The sequence below is a fragment of the Ruegeria sp. BC8 genome (assembly GCF_056535705.1).
Window position 1 is genome coordinate 274,988 of the sequence record NZ_JBQFIV010000001.1, and the last position, 13,772, is coordinate 288,759.

Annotated in this window: 14 protein-coding genes; 9 read left to right on the forward strand and 5 right to left on the reverse strand. The window is 65.1% G+C overall.

Annotated features, from left to right (window positions below; translation table 11 throughout):
* Positions 1–124: 124 nt before the first annotated feature.
* The 5 genes from ACR3EK_RS01575 (at position 125) to ACR3EK_RS01595 (ending at position 6,320) form a co-directional block, all read left to right on the forward strand.
* Positions 125–1,318, forward strand: a complete 1,194-nt coding sequence (locus tag ACR3EK_RS01575; protein WP_480632508.1) for an aminotransferase-like domain-containing protein — start codon at positions 125–127, stop codon at positions 1,316–1,318.
* Between the two features lie 44 nt (positions 1,319–1,362).
* Positions 1,363–1,767: a hypothetical protein gene (locus tag ACR3EK_RS01580; protein WP_480632509.1), complete on the forward strand. Its 405-nt coding sequence runs from the start codon at positions 1,363–1,365 to the stop codon at positions 1,765–1,767.
* Between the two features lie 137 nt (positions 1,768–1,904).
* On the forward strand, positions 1,905–5,360 hold the full coding sequence (locus ACR3EK_RS01585) for a chromosome segregation SMC family protein (RefSeq protein ID WP_480632510.1): 3,456 nt from the start codon (positions 1,905–1,907) through the stop codon (positions 5,358–5,360).
* Positions 5,361–5,414: 54 nt separating this feature from the next.
* Entirely contained in the window at positions 5,415–5,777 is a 363-nt protein-coding gene (locus ACR3EK_RS01590; RefSeq protein ID WP_480632511.1) for a hypothetical protein, read from the forward strand.
* Positions 5,778–5,822: 45 nt separating this feature from the next.
* Positions 5,823–6,320 carry a P-loop nucleotide/nucleoside kinase family protein gene (locus tag ACR3EK_RS01595; protein ID WP_480632512.1) on the forward strand — a complete coding sequence of 166 codons (498 nt, stop codon included), beginning with the start codon at positions 5,823–5,825 and terminating at the stop codon, positions 6,318–6,320.
* 4 nt (positions 6,321–6,324) lie between these two features.
* Here the strand turns inward: ACR3EK_RS01595 and ACR3EK_RS01600 are convergent, their stop codons facing one another.
* Genes ACR3EK_RS01600 through cobD form a run of 3 tightly spaced genes read right to left on the reverse strand, consistent with a single transcriptional unit; the run spans position 6,325 to position 9,385 of the window.
* Positions 6,325–7,488, reverse strand: a complete 1,164-nt coding sequence (locus ACR3EK_RS01600; RefSeq protein WP_480632513.1) for a lytic murein transglycosylase — start codon at positions 7,486–7,488, stop codon at positions 6,325–6,327.
* Positions 7,489–7,502: 14 nt separating this feature from the next.
* On the reverse strand, positions 7,503–8,423 hold the full coding sequence (cbiB, locus tag ACR3EK_RS01605; RefSeq protein ID WP_170441998.1) for an adenosylcobinamide-phosphate synthase CbiB: 921 nt from the start codon (positions 8,421–8,423) through the stop codon (positions 7,503–7,505).
* Positions 8,420–9,385, reverse strand: coding sequence for a threonine-phosphate decarboxylase CobD (gene cobD, locus ACR3EK_RS01610; protein WP_170343406.1), 966 nt, complete (start codon positions 9,383–9,385; stop codon positions 8,420–8,422). The genes cbiB and cobD overlap by 4 nt, the downstream gene beginning before the upstream one ends.
* A 182-nt stretch (positions 9,386–9,567) precedes the next feature.
* Between cobD and ACR3EK_RS01615 the strand changes: the two genes are divergently transcribed.
* A complete protein-coding gene (locus ACR3EK_RS01615) occupies positions 9,568–9,930 on the forward strand; it encodes a response regulator transcription factor (RefSeq protein ID WP_170342693.1) in 363 nt (120 codons plus the stop codon).
* On the opposite strand, the gene ACR3EK_RS01620 is transcribed toward ACR3EK_RS01615, so the two are convergent.
* Positions 9,912–10,901: a glutathione S-transferase family protein gene (locus tag ACR3EK_RS01620; protein ID WP_480632514.1), complete on the reverse strand. Its 990-nt coding sequence runs from the start codon at positions 10,899–10,901 to the stop codon at positions 9,912–9,914. The two genes, ACR3EK_RS01615 and ACR3EK_RS01620, sit on opposite strands and share 19 nt — an antisense overlap.
* A gap of 214 nt (positions 10,902–11,115) precedes the next feature.
* Here ACR3EK_RS01620 and ACR3EK_RS01625 point away from each other — a divergent pair, with 214 nt between their 5' ends.
* Positions 11,116–11,469, forward strand: a complete 354-nt coding sequence (locus ACR3EK_RS01625) for a hypothetical protein (protein ID WP_093965240.1) — start codon at positions 11,116–11,118, stop codon at positions 11,467–11,469.
* A gap of 20 nt (positions 11,470–11,489) precedes the next feature.
* Here the strand turns inward: ACR3EK_RS01625 and ACR3EK_RS01630 are convergent, their stop codons facing one another.
* Complete coding sequence (locus ACR3EK_RS01630) at positions 11,490–12,662, reverse strand: MalY/PatB family protein (protein ID WP_480632515.1); 1,173 nt, start codon at positions 12,660–12,662, stop codon at positions 11,490–11,492.
* 94 nt (positions 12,663–12,756) lie between these two features.
* Between ACR3EK_RS01630 and def (ACR3EK_RS01635) the strand changes: the two genes are divergently transcribed.
* Both def (ACR3EK_RS01635) and def (ACR3EK_RS01640) read left to right on the forward strand, forming a co-directional pair.
* A complete protein-coding gene (gene def / locus ACR3EK_RS01635; RefSeq protein ID WP_170462032.1) occupies positions 12,757–13,275 on the forward strand; it encodes a peptide deformylase in 519 nt (172 codons plus the stop codon).
* On the forward strand, positions 13,272–13,766 hold the full coding sequence (gene def / locus ACR3EK_RS01640) for a peptide deformylase (protein WP_170462030.1): 495 nt from the start codon (positions 13,272–13,274) through the stop codon (positions 13,764–13,766). Before def (ACR3EK_RS01635) ends, def (ACR3EK_RS01640) begins: the two co-directional genes overlap by 4 nt.
* The last annotated feature ends 6 nt before the right edge of the window (positions 13,767–13,772 follow it).

The following is a 13,772-nucleotide window of genomic DNA, read 5'->3' on the forward strand; positions in this document are numbered from 1 at the left end:
CACACATGCCCGGCCCGTGCAAGAACGGGCCGCGATCACATTGGCTGAAACACTAGGTCAGCATTATTGACTTTAAGCGCAGAGGTCATAGCGTCAGTCCGACCCAGCGGAGGAGGCTCGGCCCATGCACCAGTTATTTGCAACGCGCGCCGCGCGAATGAAGGCATCCGAAATCCGAGAGCTGCTGAAACTGCTGGATCAGCCCGGCATCATTTCCTTTGCCGGCGGCATCCCCGATCCGACGCTGTTTCCGGCCGAGGCCTTTGCCCACGCATTCCAACAGGCGCTTGGCGCCGACAGCCGGGCGCAGGCGCTGCAGTATTCCGTGTCCGAAGGGTACATGCCGCTGCGGGAATGGATCGCTGGCCACATGTGCCAGATCGGCATCGACTGCGGCCCCGACGACGTTCTGATCACCTCGGGCTCGCAACAGGCGCTGGACTATCTGGGCAAGCTGTTTCTGTCGCCCGGCGACACGGCGCTGGTCGGATGGCCGACCTATCTGGGGGCATTGGCGGCCTTCAACGCCTATGAACCACGCTTTGACCAGTTGCGCGCAGGCGGCAATGCGGGCGCGGCGCAATACCGGGCCGCCGCGGGGCCGGGGGCGGTCAAATACGCCTATCTGTCCCCCGACTTTGCCAACCCGACCGGCGAGACCGTCGATCGGCAAGGGCGCGAGGCCCTTCTGGATCTGGCCGAAGAGTTGGACTGCGCCCTGATCGAGGACGGCGCCTATCAGGCCCTGCGTTATGACGGGCAGGCGATACCGCCGATCCTAGCGCTGGAACTGGCGCGGAAGGCCGATCTGCAAGCCTGCCGGACGATCTATTGCGGCAGTTTTTCCAAGACCCTGTCGCCCGGGTTGCGGGTGGGGTGGGTCGTGGCGGCGCGGCCCGTCATCGCGCAGCTTGTGCTGATGAAACAGGCCGCCGACCTCCATTCGGCCACCATCAACCAGATGGCGGTGCACCAAGTGGCCCAAACCTGTTTCGACAGCCACATCCCGAAAGTGCGCGCAACCTACCGTGCGCGCCGCGACGCGATGCTGGCGGCGCTGGATCGGCGCATGCCCGAAGGCGTGCAATGGACCCGGCCCGAGGGGGGCATGTTCATCTGGCTGACCCTGCCGTCCGGCTCGGATGGCGCGCAACTGCTGGCCCGCGCGCTTGAGACGGTCAAGGTCGCCTTTGTGCCCGGTCAGGCCTTTCACCCCGATGGCAGCGGCGCCAACACGATCCGGCTGAGTTTCTCCAACTCGGACGAGGCTACGATTGCCGAGGGTATTGCCCGGTTGGGCGCGGTCCTGGGCGGCTGAGCGCGCGAAAGCTTTCGTTAACCATTTTGCCGCAAAGCTGCGGCATGATCCGGTTCCTCGCCTTGCTGTTGCTGGCCGGCTGCTCGGCCGGTACGACCCATTTCCGCGACCTGCCCGCAACCCGCGTGGTCGTAAACGGCAGCGTGTTCGACGTGCGCCTGCGCGGTGACCTCGCCGAGGCGGTCCGCGTCAACAGCCAATATACCCCGCGGCTGGGGCCGATCCGGGATCGGGCCGCATTGGCCATGGCGCAGGTCTCGGGATGTCCGGTCGCCGACGTGTTGGGCGATGCGGCGGTGACCCTTGGCATCCTCGCCTGCGACCGCAGGGCGTCGGACCGGCTGTTGCTGGCTGCGGTCACGCCGACCAACTATGAATGCATTGACTTCGGAACCTATGACAGCGGGTCGGACACCGGGTACCAGGTGTTCGAGTGTTCGCCTTATTGACTCTGCGCAATTCCGCCCAAATCAGCAAGATATTGTGGATAACTCGGCTCAATATCCCATATCCTGCGCAACTGCGTTGACTCGCGGGCATTCCCTTGTCCAGACTTTCAGGGAACGGGAATCATGGAAATCGGCCTTTGCGCTTCACCAAACTCAAACTCACCGGCTTCAAAAGCTTCGTCGATCCGACCGATCTGATCATCGCGGACGGGTTGACTGGTGTGGTGGGGCCCAACGGCTGCGGCAAGTCCAACCTGCTCGAAGCGTTGCGCTGGGTTATGGGCGAGAACCGCCCCAAATCGATGCGCGGCGGTGCGATGGAGGATGTGATCTTTGCCGGTGCCGCCACCCGTCCGGCGCGCAACTTCGCCGAGGTCGTCCTGACCATGGACAACTCGGAACGTCTGGCCCCGGCCGGGTTCAATGACAGCGATCAGATCGAGATCGTGCGCCGCATCACCCGCGACGTGGGCAGCGCCTACAAGGCCAACGGCAAGGACGTGCGCGCCCGCGACGTGCAGATGCTGTTCGCCGACGCCTCGACCGGCGCGCATTCACCCGCTCTGGTGGGGCAGAACCGGATCGCCGAGCTGATCAACGCCAAACCCCGCGCCCGCCGCCGCATTCTGGAAGAGGCCGCCGGTATCTCGGGCCTGTACCAGCGGCGGCACGAGGCCGAACTGAAGCTCAAGGGCACTGAAGCCAACCTGACCCGCGTCGATGACGTGCTGGAGCAGTTGGGCACACAGTTGGCGCAGCTGGCGCGGCAGGCCCGTCAGGCCGCGCGGTATCGTGAGATCGGCGAGCAATTGCGCCAGGCCGAGGGCATGTTGCTGTATCGCCGCTGGAAAGAGGCCGACATGGCCCGCCAGCAGGCCGAAGAGCGTCTGCGCGACCGCACCACCGAAGCCGCGCGCGCCGAGGCCGAGGCTCGCGCCGCCAGCGCGAAACGCGCCGAGATCGAAGAGACCCTGCCGCCGCTGCGCGAGGAGGAGGCCATTGCCGCCGCCGTCCTGCAGCGCCAGCAGGTGCAGCGCGATCAGCTGTCCGATCAGGAAACCCGCGCGCGCCAGACCATCGAAACCCTGACCGCCCGCATCCAGCAGCTCGGCCGTGACATCGAGCGTGAAACCGGTTTGAACCGCGACGCCGGCGAGATGATCGAGCGGCTGGAATGGGAGGCCCGCGAACTGGCCAAGGCCGCCGAGGGCCATGACGACAAGCTGGCCGAAGCCGCCGAAATTGCCCGAGAGGCCGCCGCGGTTCTGCAGGAGCGTGAGGATCTGCTGGCGCAGGAGACCGAGGACACCGCCCGCCTGGTCGCGCGTCACCAATCGGCGCAGCGCCTGGTCGAGGACAGCCGCAAAACGCTGGCACGCTCCGAGGCCGAAGAGGAAAAGGCCCGCGCGGCCGTCGCCGAGGCCCGCGCCGCGCTGACCCACGCCGACGAAGCGTTCGAGGCCGCGCAAGCCGCCGAGGAAGAGGCGCGCGAGGCCGCCGAAGCCGCCGAAGAAGCGCTGGCCGCCGCCGACGAGCTGCGCGGTGAAACGCAGGCGCGCGAGGCCGAGGCCCGCGCCCAACGCTCCGAGGCCGAGGGCGAGTTGGGCGCGATTCGGGCCGAGACCACCGCGCTGGCCAAGCTGGTCGAGCGCGACACCGCCGAGGGCGGGCAGGTGCTGGACCTGCTGCGGGTCGAGCCAGGCTTTGAAAAGGCGCTGGGGGCCGCGCTGGCGGATGATCTCCGCGCCCCGCTTGTCGAAGGCGATGGGCCGTCGGGTTGGGTGCAGGTGCCGGGCTATGACGCCGATCAGCCTTTGCCGGACGGGGCCGAGCCGCTTGCGCTACACGTCTCGGGTCCGGACCGTCTCAGCCGCCGTATCGCGCAGATCGGCCTGATTGACGCCGATCAGGGCGCCCGGCTGCAACCCTTGCTGAAACCCGGCCAACGGTTGGTGTCGCGCTCTGGCGATCTGTGGCGCTGGGACGGGTTCCGCGCCTGGGCCGAGGATGCCCCCAGCGCCGCGGCGCTGCGGCTCGAGCAGCTCAACAAGCTTGAGGCGCTGAAACAGCAACTGGCGCTGGTCGAAGCACAGGCCGACGGCGCCCGCGCCGCGCACGAGGCCCTGTCGCGGCAACTGGCCGAGGTGACAGAGGCCGACCGTCGCGCCCGCGAGGCCCGCCGCGCCGCCGATCAGCGCATGGCCGAAGCCGCCCGCGCGCTCAGCCGGGCCGAGGCCGACCGCAACCTGGCGCAGGGCAAGCTGGAGAACCTGACGCTTGCGGTCGACCGCCACAAGCAGGATGCGATGGCGGCCCGCGCCCAGCTGCGCGAGGCCGAGGCCGCCCTGGCCGAGCTGGGCGATCTGGACACCGCCCGTGCCCGGGTCGAGGACATCAAGCAGACGGTCGAGGCCGCGCGGATCACCATGCTGACGCACCGTTCGACCCATGACGAGCTGCGCCGCGAGGGCGAGGCCCGCACCCGCCGCGCACAGGAGGTGGCCAAGGACCTGAGCGGCTGGAAACACCGTCTGGAAACAGCCGAGAAGCGCATCGCCGAATTGGCCGAGCGCAAAGCCAGTTCCGAGGAAGAGCTGACCGAAGCGATGGCCGCGCCCGCCGAGATCGCCGAGGCGCGCGAAGAGCTGAACGAGATGATCGAGGCCGCCGAGGCCCGCCGCGCCGAGGCCGCCGACAAGTTGGCCCAGGCCGAAGCGGTGCAACGCGAAGCCGTGCTGGCCGAGCGCGAGGCCGAGCGCAAGGCCTCGGAGGCGCGCGAAGCTCGCGCCGCGGCGGAGGCGCGGTTCGAAGCGGCCAAGGAAAGTGTCGCCGCCGCTGCCGAGCGCATCGCCGAGGATCAGCAACTGACCCCGAACCAGTTGTTGAACCAGCTGGACGTGAACCCCGATGACATGCCCGCCGCCGATGCCCTGGAAGCTGAGGTGAACCGCCACAAGCGCCAGCGCGACGCGATGGGTGCGGTGAACCTGCGCGCCGAGGAGGATGCCAAGGAGGTTCAGGAGGAGTTCGACACGCTCAACAGCGAGAAATCCGATCTGGAAGAGGCAATCAAGGCGCTGCGCAGCGGCATCGCCAGCCTCAACCGCGAGGGCCGCGAGCGTCTGCTGACCGCCTTCGAACAGGTCAACGCGAACTTCGCCATGCTGTTCAAGCATCTGTTCGGCGGTGGCGAGGCCAACCTGGTGATGGTCGAGAGCGACGACCCGTTGGATGCGGGGCTCGAGATCATGTGCCAGCCGCCGGGCAAGAAGCTGTCGACTCTCAGCCTGCTGTCGGGCGGGGAGCAGACCCTGACAGCCACCGCGCTGATCTTCGGCGTGTTCTTGGCCAACCCCGCGCCGATCTGCGTGCTGGACGAGGTTGATGCGCCGCTGGACGATGCCAACGTGACCCGGTTCTGCGATCTGCTGGACGAGATGTGCCGCCAGACCGACACGCGGTTCCTGATCATCACCCACCACGCGGTGACCATGGCGCGGATGGACCGTCTGTTCGGCGTGACCATGCAGGAACAGGGCGTCAGCCAGCTGGTCTCGGTCGATCTGAAGAAGGCCGAGCAGATGGTCGCCTGACCGCTCACCGCAACGTTATTCCGCGATCGGGCCGGGCCGGGCTAGGCTGGTTCCATGAAACACCTGTTGCTGATCGCCGCGGCCTGCGCCGCCTCGCCGCTCTGGGCTGCCGAATGGGCCACCCGCCCCGGCGATATCCCCCTGAGCCCCGCTGAACTGGACGCGTTGGCAGGCCGCACGCTGACTTTCTATGACGATGGGCAGTCGAAATACTCGGCCGGTGGGGCCTATTCCTATACTTATTCCGCGGTCAATGGCGGCGGAACGGCCTTCGGAACCTACTCAATCGCCGCTGATGGCAGCATCTGTGTGCAGTACCGCAACGGGTTCGACCGCTGCGATCTGTACGTGCGGAACAATGGTCGGTTGATCCTGATCACCGAAAAAGGTGAACGTTACCCGGTGCGACCCGAGTGATCGGGGTCTGCCCTTCGCCCGCCGTGCCCAACCAGGAACCGACCGATGACCCGACCCGCTCCGACCCTGCACATGCTTTGCGGCAAGATCGCCGCGGGAAAATCGACGCTTGCCGCCCAGCTCGCAAGGCAGCCCGGCACAGTTCTGATTGCCGAGGACGCCTGGCTGAAGCCGCTGTTTGCCGATCAGATGGTGACAGGTGCCGACTATCTGCGCTGTTCCACGCGTCTGCGGGCGGCGATGGGTCCGCATGTCACGACTCTGCTTGAAGCGGGCATGTCGGTTGTTCTGGATTTCCCGGCCAACACGGTCGAAACCCGCGCCTGGATGCGCGAAATTCTGGATCAGACCGATACAGCGCATCAGATGCATGTGCTGACCACGCCCGACGCTGTCTGTCTGGCCCGATTGCAAGCACGAAACGCAGCGGGCGACCACGCCTTTGCCGCGACCGAAGAACAGTTCCGCCGGTTTTCCAGGCATTACGCGGAACCGACGCCTGAGGAAGTATTTACGCTGGTGTTCCACGACCCAACGGATTGAGCGGCTAGAGTCGGTTCAGCAAATCAACTGTCGGCCAGGCATCTGCGGGCAGGCCCAGTCGGGCCTGTTCAGCCTGTACTGCAGCGCGCGTTCCGGCCCCCAGGATGCCGTCGATCTTGCCCACGTCGTGGCCGCGCGCCTGCAGTTTCGCCTGCAGCTGTTTCATCTGGGTGCCGGTCAGGCCCGGATCGGGGTTGCCCGCAGAATAGACTTGTGCGCCTTCGAGACGCGTTCCGAAATAGGCCGCGGTCAGGACATAGACAAAGCTCTGGTTCCACTCGAAATAGACATCGAAATTCGGATAGGCCAGAAAGGCCGGCCCCTTGCGCCCCTGCGGCAGGATCAGCGAGGCCGGCAGGTTGGCCAATGACCCGCTGCGCGCCTGCACGCCCATCGCCCGCCAGTCCGAGACCGGGCGCGGTTTGCCCGGCCCGGTCAGCGACCAGTCCATCTGTGCGGGCACGGTGACCTCCTGCAGCCAGGGCTGACCGGGCTGCCAGCCCAAATGCGACAGCATCTTGCCCCCGGACATCAGCGCGTCGGGGGCCGAGGTTTTCAGCCGCACATGGCCGTCGCCATCACCGTCCACGCCGTTTTCCAGAATGTCACGGGGCAGCATCTGCACCATGCCGATCTCGCCCGCCCATGCGCCGGTGGTGCGGTTCGGGTCGAAATCGCCGTTCCGGAACAGCTCGATCGCGGCGAAAATCTGCGGCCGGAACAGCTCGGGGCGGCGGCAATCATGGGCCAGCGTCACCAGCGCATTGCGGGTGTTGAAATCGCCCTGGAACGCGCCGTAATCCGTCTCGAACGCCCAGAAGGCCAGCAGGACCCCACGCGACACGCCGTATTCGGCCTCGATCCGGTCGAACACGGCATCGTATTTCTGCGCCATCGCCTGGCCGCGCCTGATCCGATCCTGCGAGATCAGGCGGCGCGAGAATTCGATGAACGGTTTCTGGAACACACCCTGCGCGCGATCGGCCTTCAGCACCTTGGGGTCCTGTTGCACACCTTTGAAGAACGCATCGACCGTGGCCGTATCGAAACCCTGCTGTGCCGCTTCGGCCTTCAGTCCGCGAACGAAGGCGTTGAAGCCGCCGCCGCACTGGGCAAGGGCAGGGGCAGCGAACAGGCAAGCGGCCACAAGGCCCGAGACAAAGCGCATTACGAAAACCATCCTCAGAAAACCGTGTTCAGACCAACCCACACCGTCAGCCCCGCCAACGCAAGCCCCCAAACCTGCCAAAGCATTCCGCATGCGCGGAAAACCTCCGTCGCACCGATCGTGCGCCGGGCCTCGCCGTTGACCCAGGCCAGATCGCGCAACTGCCCGTCATAGCTGCGCGGCCCGGCCAGTGCCACGTCCAGCGCGCGGGCCATGGCGGCCTCGGGCCAGCCGGCATTGGGCGAGATGTGGCGCTGCGCGTCCGCGACGATGGCCCGCCATTGGCGCCACTGCCCCGACAGGGCCAGGATCATCAGGCAAGTCAGCCGCGCCGGGATCAGGTTCAGCAGATCGTCCAGCCGGGCGGCGGCCCAGCCGAAGTCTCGGTACGTGTCGTTGCGGTAGCCGATCATGCTGTCGGCGGTGTTCACCGCCTTGTAGACCAGGAGCCCCGGCAAGCCGCCCAGCAGGAACCAGAAGGCCGGGGCGATCACCCCGTCGCTGAGGTTCTCGGCGGCGCTCTCGATGGCCGAGCGCGCCACCTGTGCCTCGGTCATCTGCGAGGTGTCGCGCGACACGATCATTGCCACCGCCGCGCGCCCCTCGGGCAGGGATTGCCGCAGCGCGACGCCCACGGCGCGGACATGCGCCACCAGAGAGTTCTGTGCCAACAGGATCGCGCAGACCACGACCTCGACCACCCAGCCAAGCGACCCCAGCGCCGTGCCGACCACCCAGCCGCCCAGGACCAGCAGAAGGGCGACGAACACGCCCTTGGCGCGTCGATGCTTGCCGTGATTCAGGCGGCGGTCCAGCCAGGCGATGGCGTTGCCCATCAAAACCGCCGGGTGCCGCAGGCGCGACCACAGCCAGTCGGGCTCGCCCAATGCGGCGTCCAGCAGCATCGCCAGGGCCAGCGTCAGGGCGGTGCTCACAGCGCCGCCTCGAGCCGCGACCAGCCATGCTCGGGCGGCAGGCCCAGCCGCAGGAACCGATCGGAATAGGGGAAGATGCGGCTCCAGATATGGGCCTGTGCCAGCCGGTCCTGCCAGGCGGCGGCATCGTCCACTTCGTACAGGCGGAACAGCGTGGTGCCGCCGACCAAATGCGCGCCCTTGCCGGTCATCAGCGTATCCAGCCGTTCCGTATCACGGGCCAGTCGCGCGCGCGTGGTTTCAGCCCAGGTCGTGTCATTCAGGGCCTGCGCGCCGATGCGCAGGGCCGGGCCGGACACCGCCCATGGACCGGTCAGATCGTTCAGCCTCGCGATCAGGTCGGGATGCCCGATGGCAAAGCCCAGCCGCAGGCCCGCAAGACCCCAGAACTTGCCAAAGCTTTTCAGGACGATCACGCCGGGGCGCTCGGACAGGCTGATCAGCGAGGCATCGGGCGTCACGTCGCAAAAGCTTTCGTCGATCACGGTCAGCGGCGCATCGGCGTCCTTAGCCTGCCAGATTCGGCCGTCGGGGTTGTTGGGATGCACGATCACCCGCGCCTGCGTCGGGCCGCCGGGCTGCACCGTCCAGCCCTGCGCGGCAAAGGCAGCGGCATGTTCGTTGTAGGTGGGCGTGGTGATCTGGACCGCACCAACGGGGGCCAGCGCCGGGATCCGCGCGATCAGGGCCGAGGCCCCCGGTGCGGGTAGGATTGCCGCGCTCTCCGGCACACCCCAGAAGCGACGGGCCGCATTGCTCAGCCGGGCAAATGCCCCGTGATCCGGCAGGGCGGTCCAATCCTCAGACGTAAGGTCCGCCACAGGATAGGGGTGTGGGTTGATACCGGTCGACAGGTCGATCCATTCCGTTCGCGCGCCGCCATGACGGGCAATGGCGTCGTCCAAACCTCCGCCGTGGTCACGCTTGCCGCGCGGGTTCAAGTCGTCAGTGCGGTCAGTCATGCCGGAATCGTCCAAAACGCCGAAATTACCCCGCTTCAAGCGGATTTACGCCGTTTTTACAAGCAAATCCGGTTCCTTGAAGAGCGCTGGGGCGACCGTTAACCCTTTGTTAACGAAATAACGTGATCACAGCTTATGGGGGTCGGCACCACTCACCTTATCAAGTGCCGAGGTTGTTGCAAATGAAAGTTCTGATTGTTGAGAGTAACCCCGACCTGGGTCGGGTCTGGCAGCGGCACCTGGAACGGCAGGGGGCTGAGGTTTCTCTGGTCGAAAGCCAGGAGGCAGCGATCCTTGCACTTTACGGCACGCCCTTCGACATCATAATCTTGGACCTGGTTCTGGATTCAGGCAGCGCGTTGGCGGTCGCGGATTTCGCCAGCTATCGCCGCCCGGATGCCCGGGTGATCTTCGTCACCAACACAACGTTCTTTTCCGACGGATCGATCTTTGCGCACAGCCCCAATGCCTGCGCCTATGTCCAGAGCGGAACACCGCCCGAGGATCTGGCGGCGATGGTCGAACACTACGCCGCGGGGCGTTGATCGCGTCCGTGCGGCTCCCAATAGTCCAGGGTGGGGTTGATCGGGATGATCCGGTGCGGATTGATGCTGTCGTGACTGTAGTGATAGTGCCGCACGATATGGTGCATGTTTACCGTGCCCGCCACGCCCGGCCATTGATACAGTTCACGCGTGTAGGCCCACAGGTTGGGATAGTCGATCAGCCGCCTGCGGTTGCACTTGAAATGCAGGTGATAGACCGGGTCGAACCGGATCAGGGTCGTGAATAGGCGCCAGTCGGCCTCGGTCAGGCGATCCCCCATCAGGTATCGGTGCGTGGACAGCCGATCTTCCAGCCAATCCAGCGTGTCGAACAGGGGGTGCACGGCCGCGTCATAGGCCTCCTGCGAGGTGGCAAAGCCGGATTTGTAGACGCCGTTGTTCACGTTTGAGTAGACCCTCGCATTGACCTCTTCGATCGCGTCGCGCATCTCGGCGGGCCAGTAGTCGTCGGTGTTGCCAGTGATTTGGTCGAAGGCCGAATTGAACATGCGGATGATTTCCGAGCTTTCATTCGACACGATGGTCTCTTGCACCTTGTCCCACAGGATCGGCACCGTCACCCGGCCCGAGTAGTTCGGGTCGGCGCGTGTGTAGACCTGATAGGCATAGTCCAGCCCATACAAAGCATCGCCGGTGGCGCCGTGATCGTCGGTCTGGAAAGTCCATCCGCGGTCCAGCATGTCCGGATGGACAACCGATACGGTGATCAGGTCCTGAAGTTCCTTGAGCTGGCGGAAGATCAACGTCCGATGCGCCCATGGACAGGCCAGGCTGACATACAGGTGGTATCGACCGGCTTCAGCCTTGAAACCGTCCTTGCCCGAGGGACCTGCATTGCCATCGGCCGTTATCCAGTTTCGAAACTGGGCAGCCGAACGTTTGAACGCTCCGCCGGTGGATTTCGTGTCATACCAGGTGTCGTGCCAGGTGCCGTCGACCAACAGGCCCATCTTGGATCCTCCGTTTCCGTCTCCGGACAAAGCTTAGTGCGACAGCGCCGCAGTTCACATCGCCGAAGGCGCGCAGCATCTCTGCGCAGTCGCACAGTGCCACCCGGGATGTCTGTGCAACAAATCGCCCACAGATCCGCGTCAACGGTCGGGCTTCACTGGATTTTTACGAAGATACCCCCACAATAGATGGCATAGCTTGGGGGGAATTTTGATGAGTACTTATGTTTCCAAGGAAATTAGCGCCGAATTGGATGCGGCCCGAATCGCATCGCTCAAGAAGTCCAGCCGTCTGCGGGTGGAAATGGGCGACAATACCTACAGAATCCTCAAATTGTGGAAGGATGGTTTCGCCGTCGAGGCCGAGACAACACCGCGTCTACGTGGACTGGTCGATATTTTTGACGGCGCCAACCACCTGTATCAATGCCTGATCGTCGCTGACGAGGAAGACGGCGGCCAGATGCGATATGAGTTCAAGCGCAGCACCGTCGCGGCGGACAAGGCGCCACTGGATTTCTATCGCGCGCCGGATGCCCCAATCGCCCTTCTCGGCAAAGACGACTAGGGCAGACCGTTCGCGCGGCCTTATTGAAGGTCGGAAAAAGCAAGTTTCAAACGGGCGCACGCGTCCTCGACCCGCGCCCGCTGAGTGGCGAGATTGAACCGTTCGAAGGTCTCGCCTCCCGTTCCAAACCCCGGACCGGATGACGTTGCGATCCGCGCATCATCGCGCAGACGGCGCACGAATTCGGCGTGGTCCATTCCGGTGCCCGAGAAATCGACCCAGGCCAAGTAGGTCGCCTGCAGGGGCATCGACCACAGGCCGGGGATCTCGGAAATCGCGGCATCGAACAGCGCGCGATTGCCGTTCAGGTGGTCGATCTGGGCATCCACCCATTCGGCGCCCTCGGGTGAGTAGGCTGCGGTGATCATCGCCACGCCCAATGCGCTGGGGTCGTAGTCCAGCGTGTTCAGCCGGTGGCGCATTTGCGCCCGCAGCTTGTCGTCGGGAATGATCATGTTGCCCGTGCGCTGGCCGGCGATGTTGAAGGTCTTGGACGGTGCGGTCAGCGTCACCGTCCAGGGCCGTGCATCCGGCGCGGCAACGTCCATCGGCACGAATGTATGCCGGGGATAGACCAGATCATGATGCACTTCGTCCGAGATCAGGATCAACCCATTGCGTTCGGCAAAGGCCGCCACCGCGCGCAGCTCGTCCGGTGTCCAGACCCGCCCGGACGGGTTCTGTGGTGAGCACCACAGCAACAGCTTTTCCGACCCGTCCAGCCGCGACTGAGCGTCATCCAGGTCGATCTCATAGGTGTCGCCGGCCCGCACAAGCGGGCATTCCACTACCCGGCGGCCGGTCTTGTTCACCTTGTGCGCAAACTCGTGATAGACCGGCGTGAAGATCACAACCCCGTCACCCGGTTCGCTCCACACATCGAGGCTCAGCGCGATGGCGTTGCCCAGACCCTGTGTGGTCAGGATCCAATCGGTGTCGATCGCCCAGTCGTGACGCTTCTGCATCCACCACTGCACCGCCTGCAGATAGGCCGGGTGCTGCCAGGAATAGCCGAACACGCCGTGATCCGCCGCACGGCGCACCGCCTCAATCACGCAAGGCGCGGTGGCATAGTCGGAATCGGCGGTCCACATGGCGAGCCCGTCCTCGGGCGAGACACCATAGATTTTCTCCATCTTGTCCCATTTCGAGCTGAAGGTGCCCCGGCGGTCGATCAGGTCGTTGAAAGTCATGTCTGCTCCATTCTTTGGCCCGAAAGCTATCGGGAAATTCGCCCGGCGCAAGGGGGGCGTTGCGGCCACGCGCGCGATGACCTAAATCAGCCACATGAAACGCAACATCCTGATCCATCCCGATCCCCGCCTGAAAAAGGTCTGTGCGCCTGTGGACGACCTGTCGGACGAGCTGCGCGCGCTGGCCGACGACATGCTGGAAACCATGTATGACGCGCCGGGCATCGGGCTGGCCGCGCCCCAGATCGGCGTGTTGGAACGGCTGATCGTGCTGGATTGCGTCAAAGAGGAAGGCGCCACCCCCCGCCCGCTGGTGATGTTCAACCCCGAGATCATCTCGGCCTCGGACGAAACCAGCGTCTACGAGGAAGGCTGCCTGTCGATCCCCGATCAGTTCGCCGAGGTCACCCGCCCGGCCGAGGTCGAGGTCGCCTGGATGGACCAGAACGGCAAGGCGCAGCGCGAAACCTTCGACGGGCTTTGGGCCACCTGCGTGCAGCACGAGATCGACCACCTGAACGGCAAGCTGTTCATCGACTATCTGAAGCCGCTGAAACGGCAGATGATCACGCGCAAGATGGTCAAGCTCAAGCGTGAGCGTGCCCGCGCATGACCGTCCGTCCCTGCCTGCCGTGGCCCGACAAGCGCCTGCGCACCAAGGCCGGGCCGGTGACCGAGATCACCGACGAGATCCGTGCCATCTGGGACGACATGATCGACACGATGGAGGCGATGCCCGGCGTCGGCCTGGCGGCGCCCCAGATCGGCGTGATGCTGCGGCTGGCGGTCGTGGACGGCTCGGCCGAGCGTGGCCGCGCGGTGCGCCTGGCCAACCCCGAAATCCTGCACAGCTCGATCGAACTGCGCGAGCATGACGAGGCCAGCCCGAACCTGCCGGGCGTGTCGGCCAAGATCAAACGTCCGCGTGCGGTGACGGTCCGGTTCCTCAATGAAAAAGGCGAGATCGACCGGCGCGATTTCGTCGGCATCGAAGCCACCAGCGTGCAGCACCAGATCGACCATCTGAACGGCCGGATGTATTTTGACCGTCTCAGCAAGGTCAAACGCGACATGCTGCTGCGCAAGGCGAAAAAGGCGGGGTAGGGCGGC

What these genes read in the sequence shown, in the direction of transcription:
- ACR3EK_RS01575 (WP_480632508.1), top strand. Translation starts at nt 125, where the DNA reads ATGCACCAGTTATTTGCAACGCGCGCCGCGCGAATGAAGGCATCCGAA.
- ACR3EK_RS01580 (WP_480632509.1), top strand. Translation starts at nt 1,363, where the DNA reads ATGATCCGGTTCCTCGCCTTGCTGTTGCTGGCCGGCTGCTCGGCCGGT.
- ACR3EK_RS01590 (WP_480632511.1), top strand. Translation starts at nt 5,415, where the DNA reads ATGAAACACCTGTTGCTGATCGCCGCGGCCTGCGCCGCCTCGCCGCTC.
- ACR3EK_RS01595 (WP_480632512.1), top strand. Translation starts at nt 5,823, where the DNA reads ATGACCCGACCCGCTCCGACCCTGCACATGCTTTGCGGCAAGATCGCC.
- ACR3EK_RS01600 (WP_480632513.1), bottom strand. Translation starts at nt 7,488, where the DNA reads ATGCGCTTTGTCTCGGGCCTTGTGGCCGCTTGCCTGTTCGCTGCCCCT.
- cobD (WP_170343406.1), bottom strand. Translation starts at nt 9,385, where the DNA reads ATGACTGACCGCACTGACGACTTGAACCCGCGCGGCAAGCGTGACCAC.
- ACR3EK_RS01615 (WP_170342693.1), top strand. Translation starts at nt 9,568, where the DNA reads ATGAAAGTTCTGATTGTTGAGAGTAACCCCGACCTGGGTCGGGTCTGG.
- ACR3EK_RS01620 (WP_480632514.1), bottom strand. Translation starts at nt 10,901, where the DNA reads ATGGGCCTGTTGGTCGACGGCACCTGGCACGACACCTGGTATGACACG.
- ACR3EK_RS01625 (WP_093965240.1), top strand. Translation starts at nt 11,116, where the DNA reads ATGAGTACTTATGTTTCCAAGGAAATTAGCGCCGAATTGGATGCGGCC.
- ACR3EK_RS01630 (WP_480632515.1), bottom strand. Translation starts at nt 12,662, where the DNA reads ATGACTTTCAACGACCTGATCGACCGCCGGGGCACCTTCAGCTCGAAA.
- def (WP_170462032.1), top strand. Translation starts at nt 12,757, where the DNA reads ATGAAACGCAACATCCTGATCCATCCCGATCCCCGCCTGAAAAAGGTC.
- def (WP_170462030.1), top strand. Translation starts at nt 13,272, where the DNA reads ATGACCGTCCGTCCCTGCCTGCCGTGGCCCGACAAGCGCCTGCGCACC.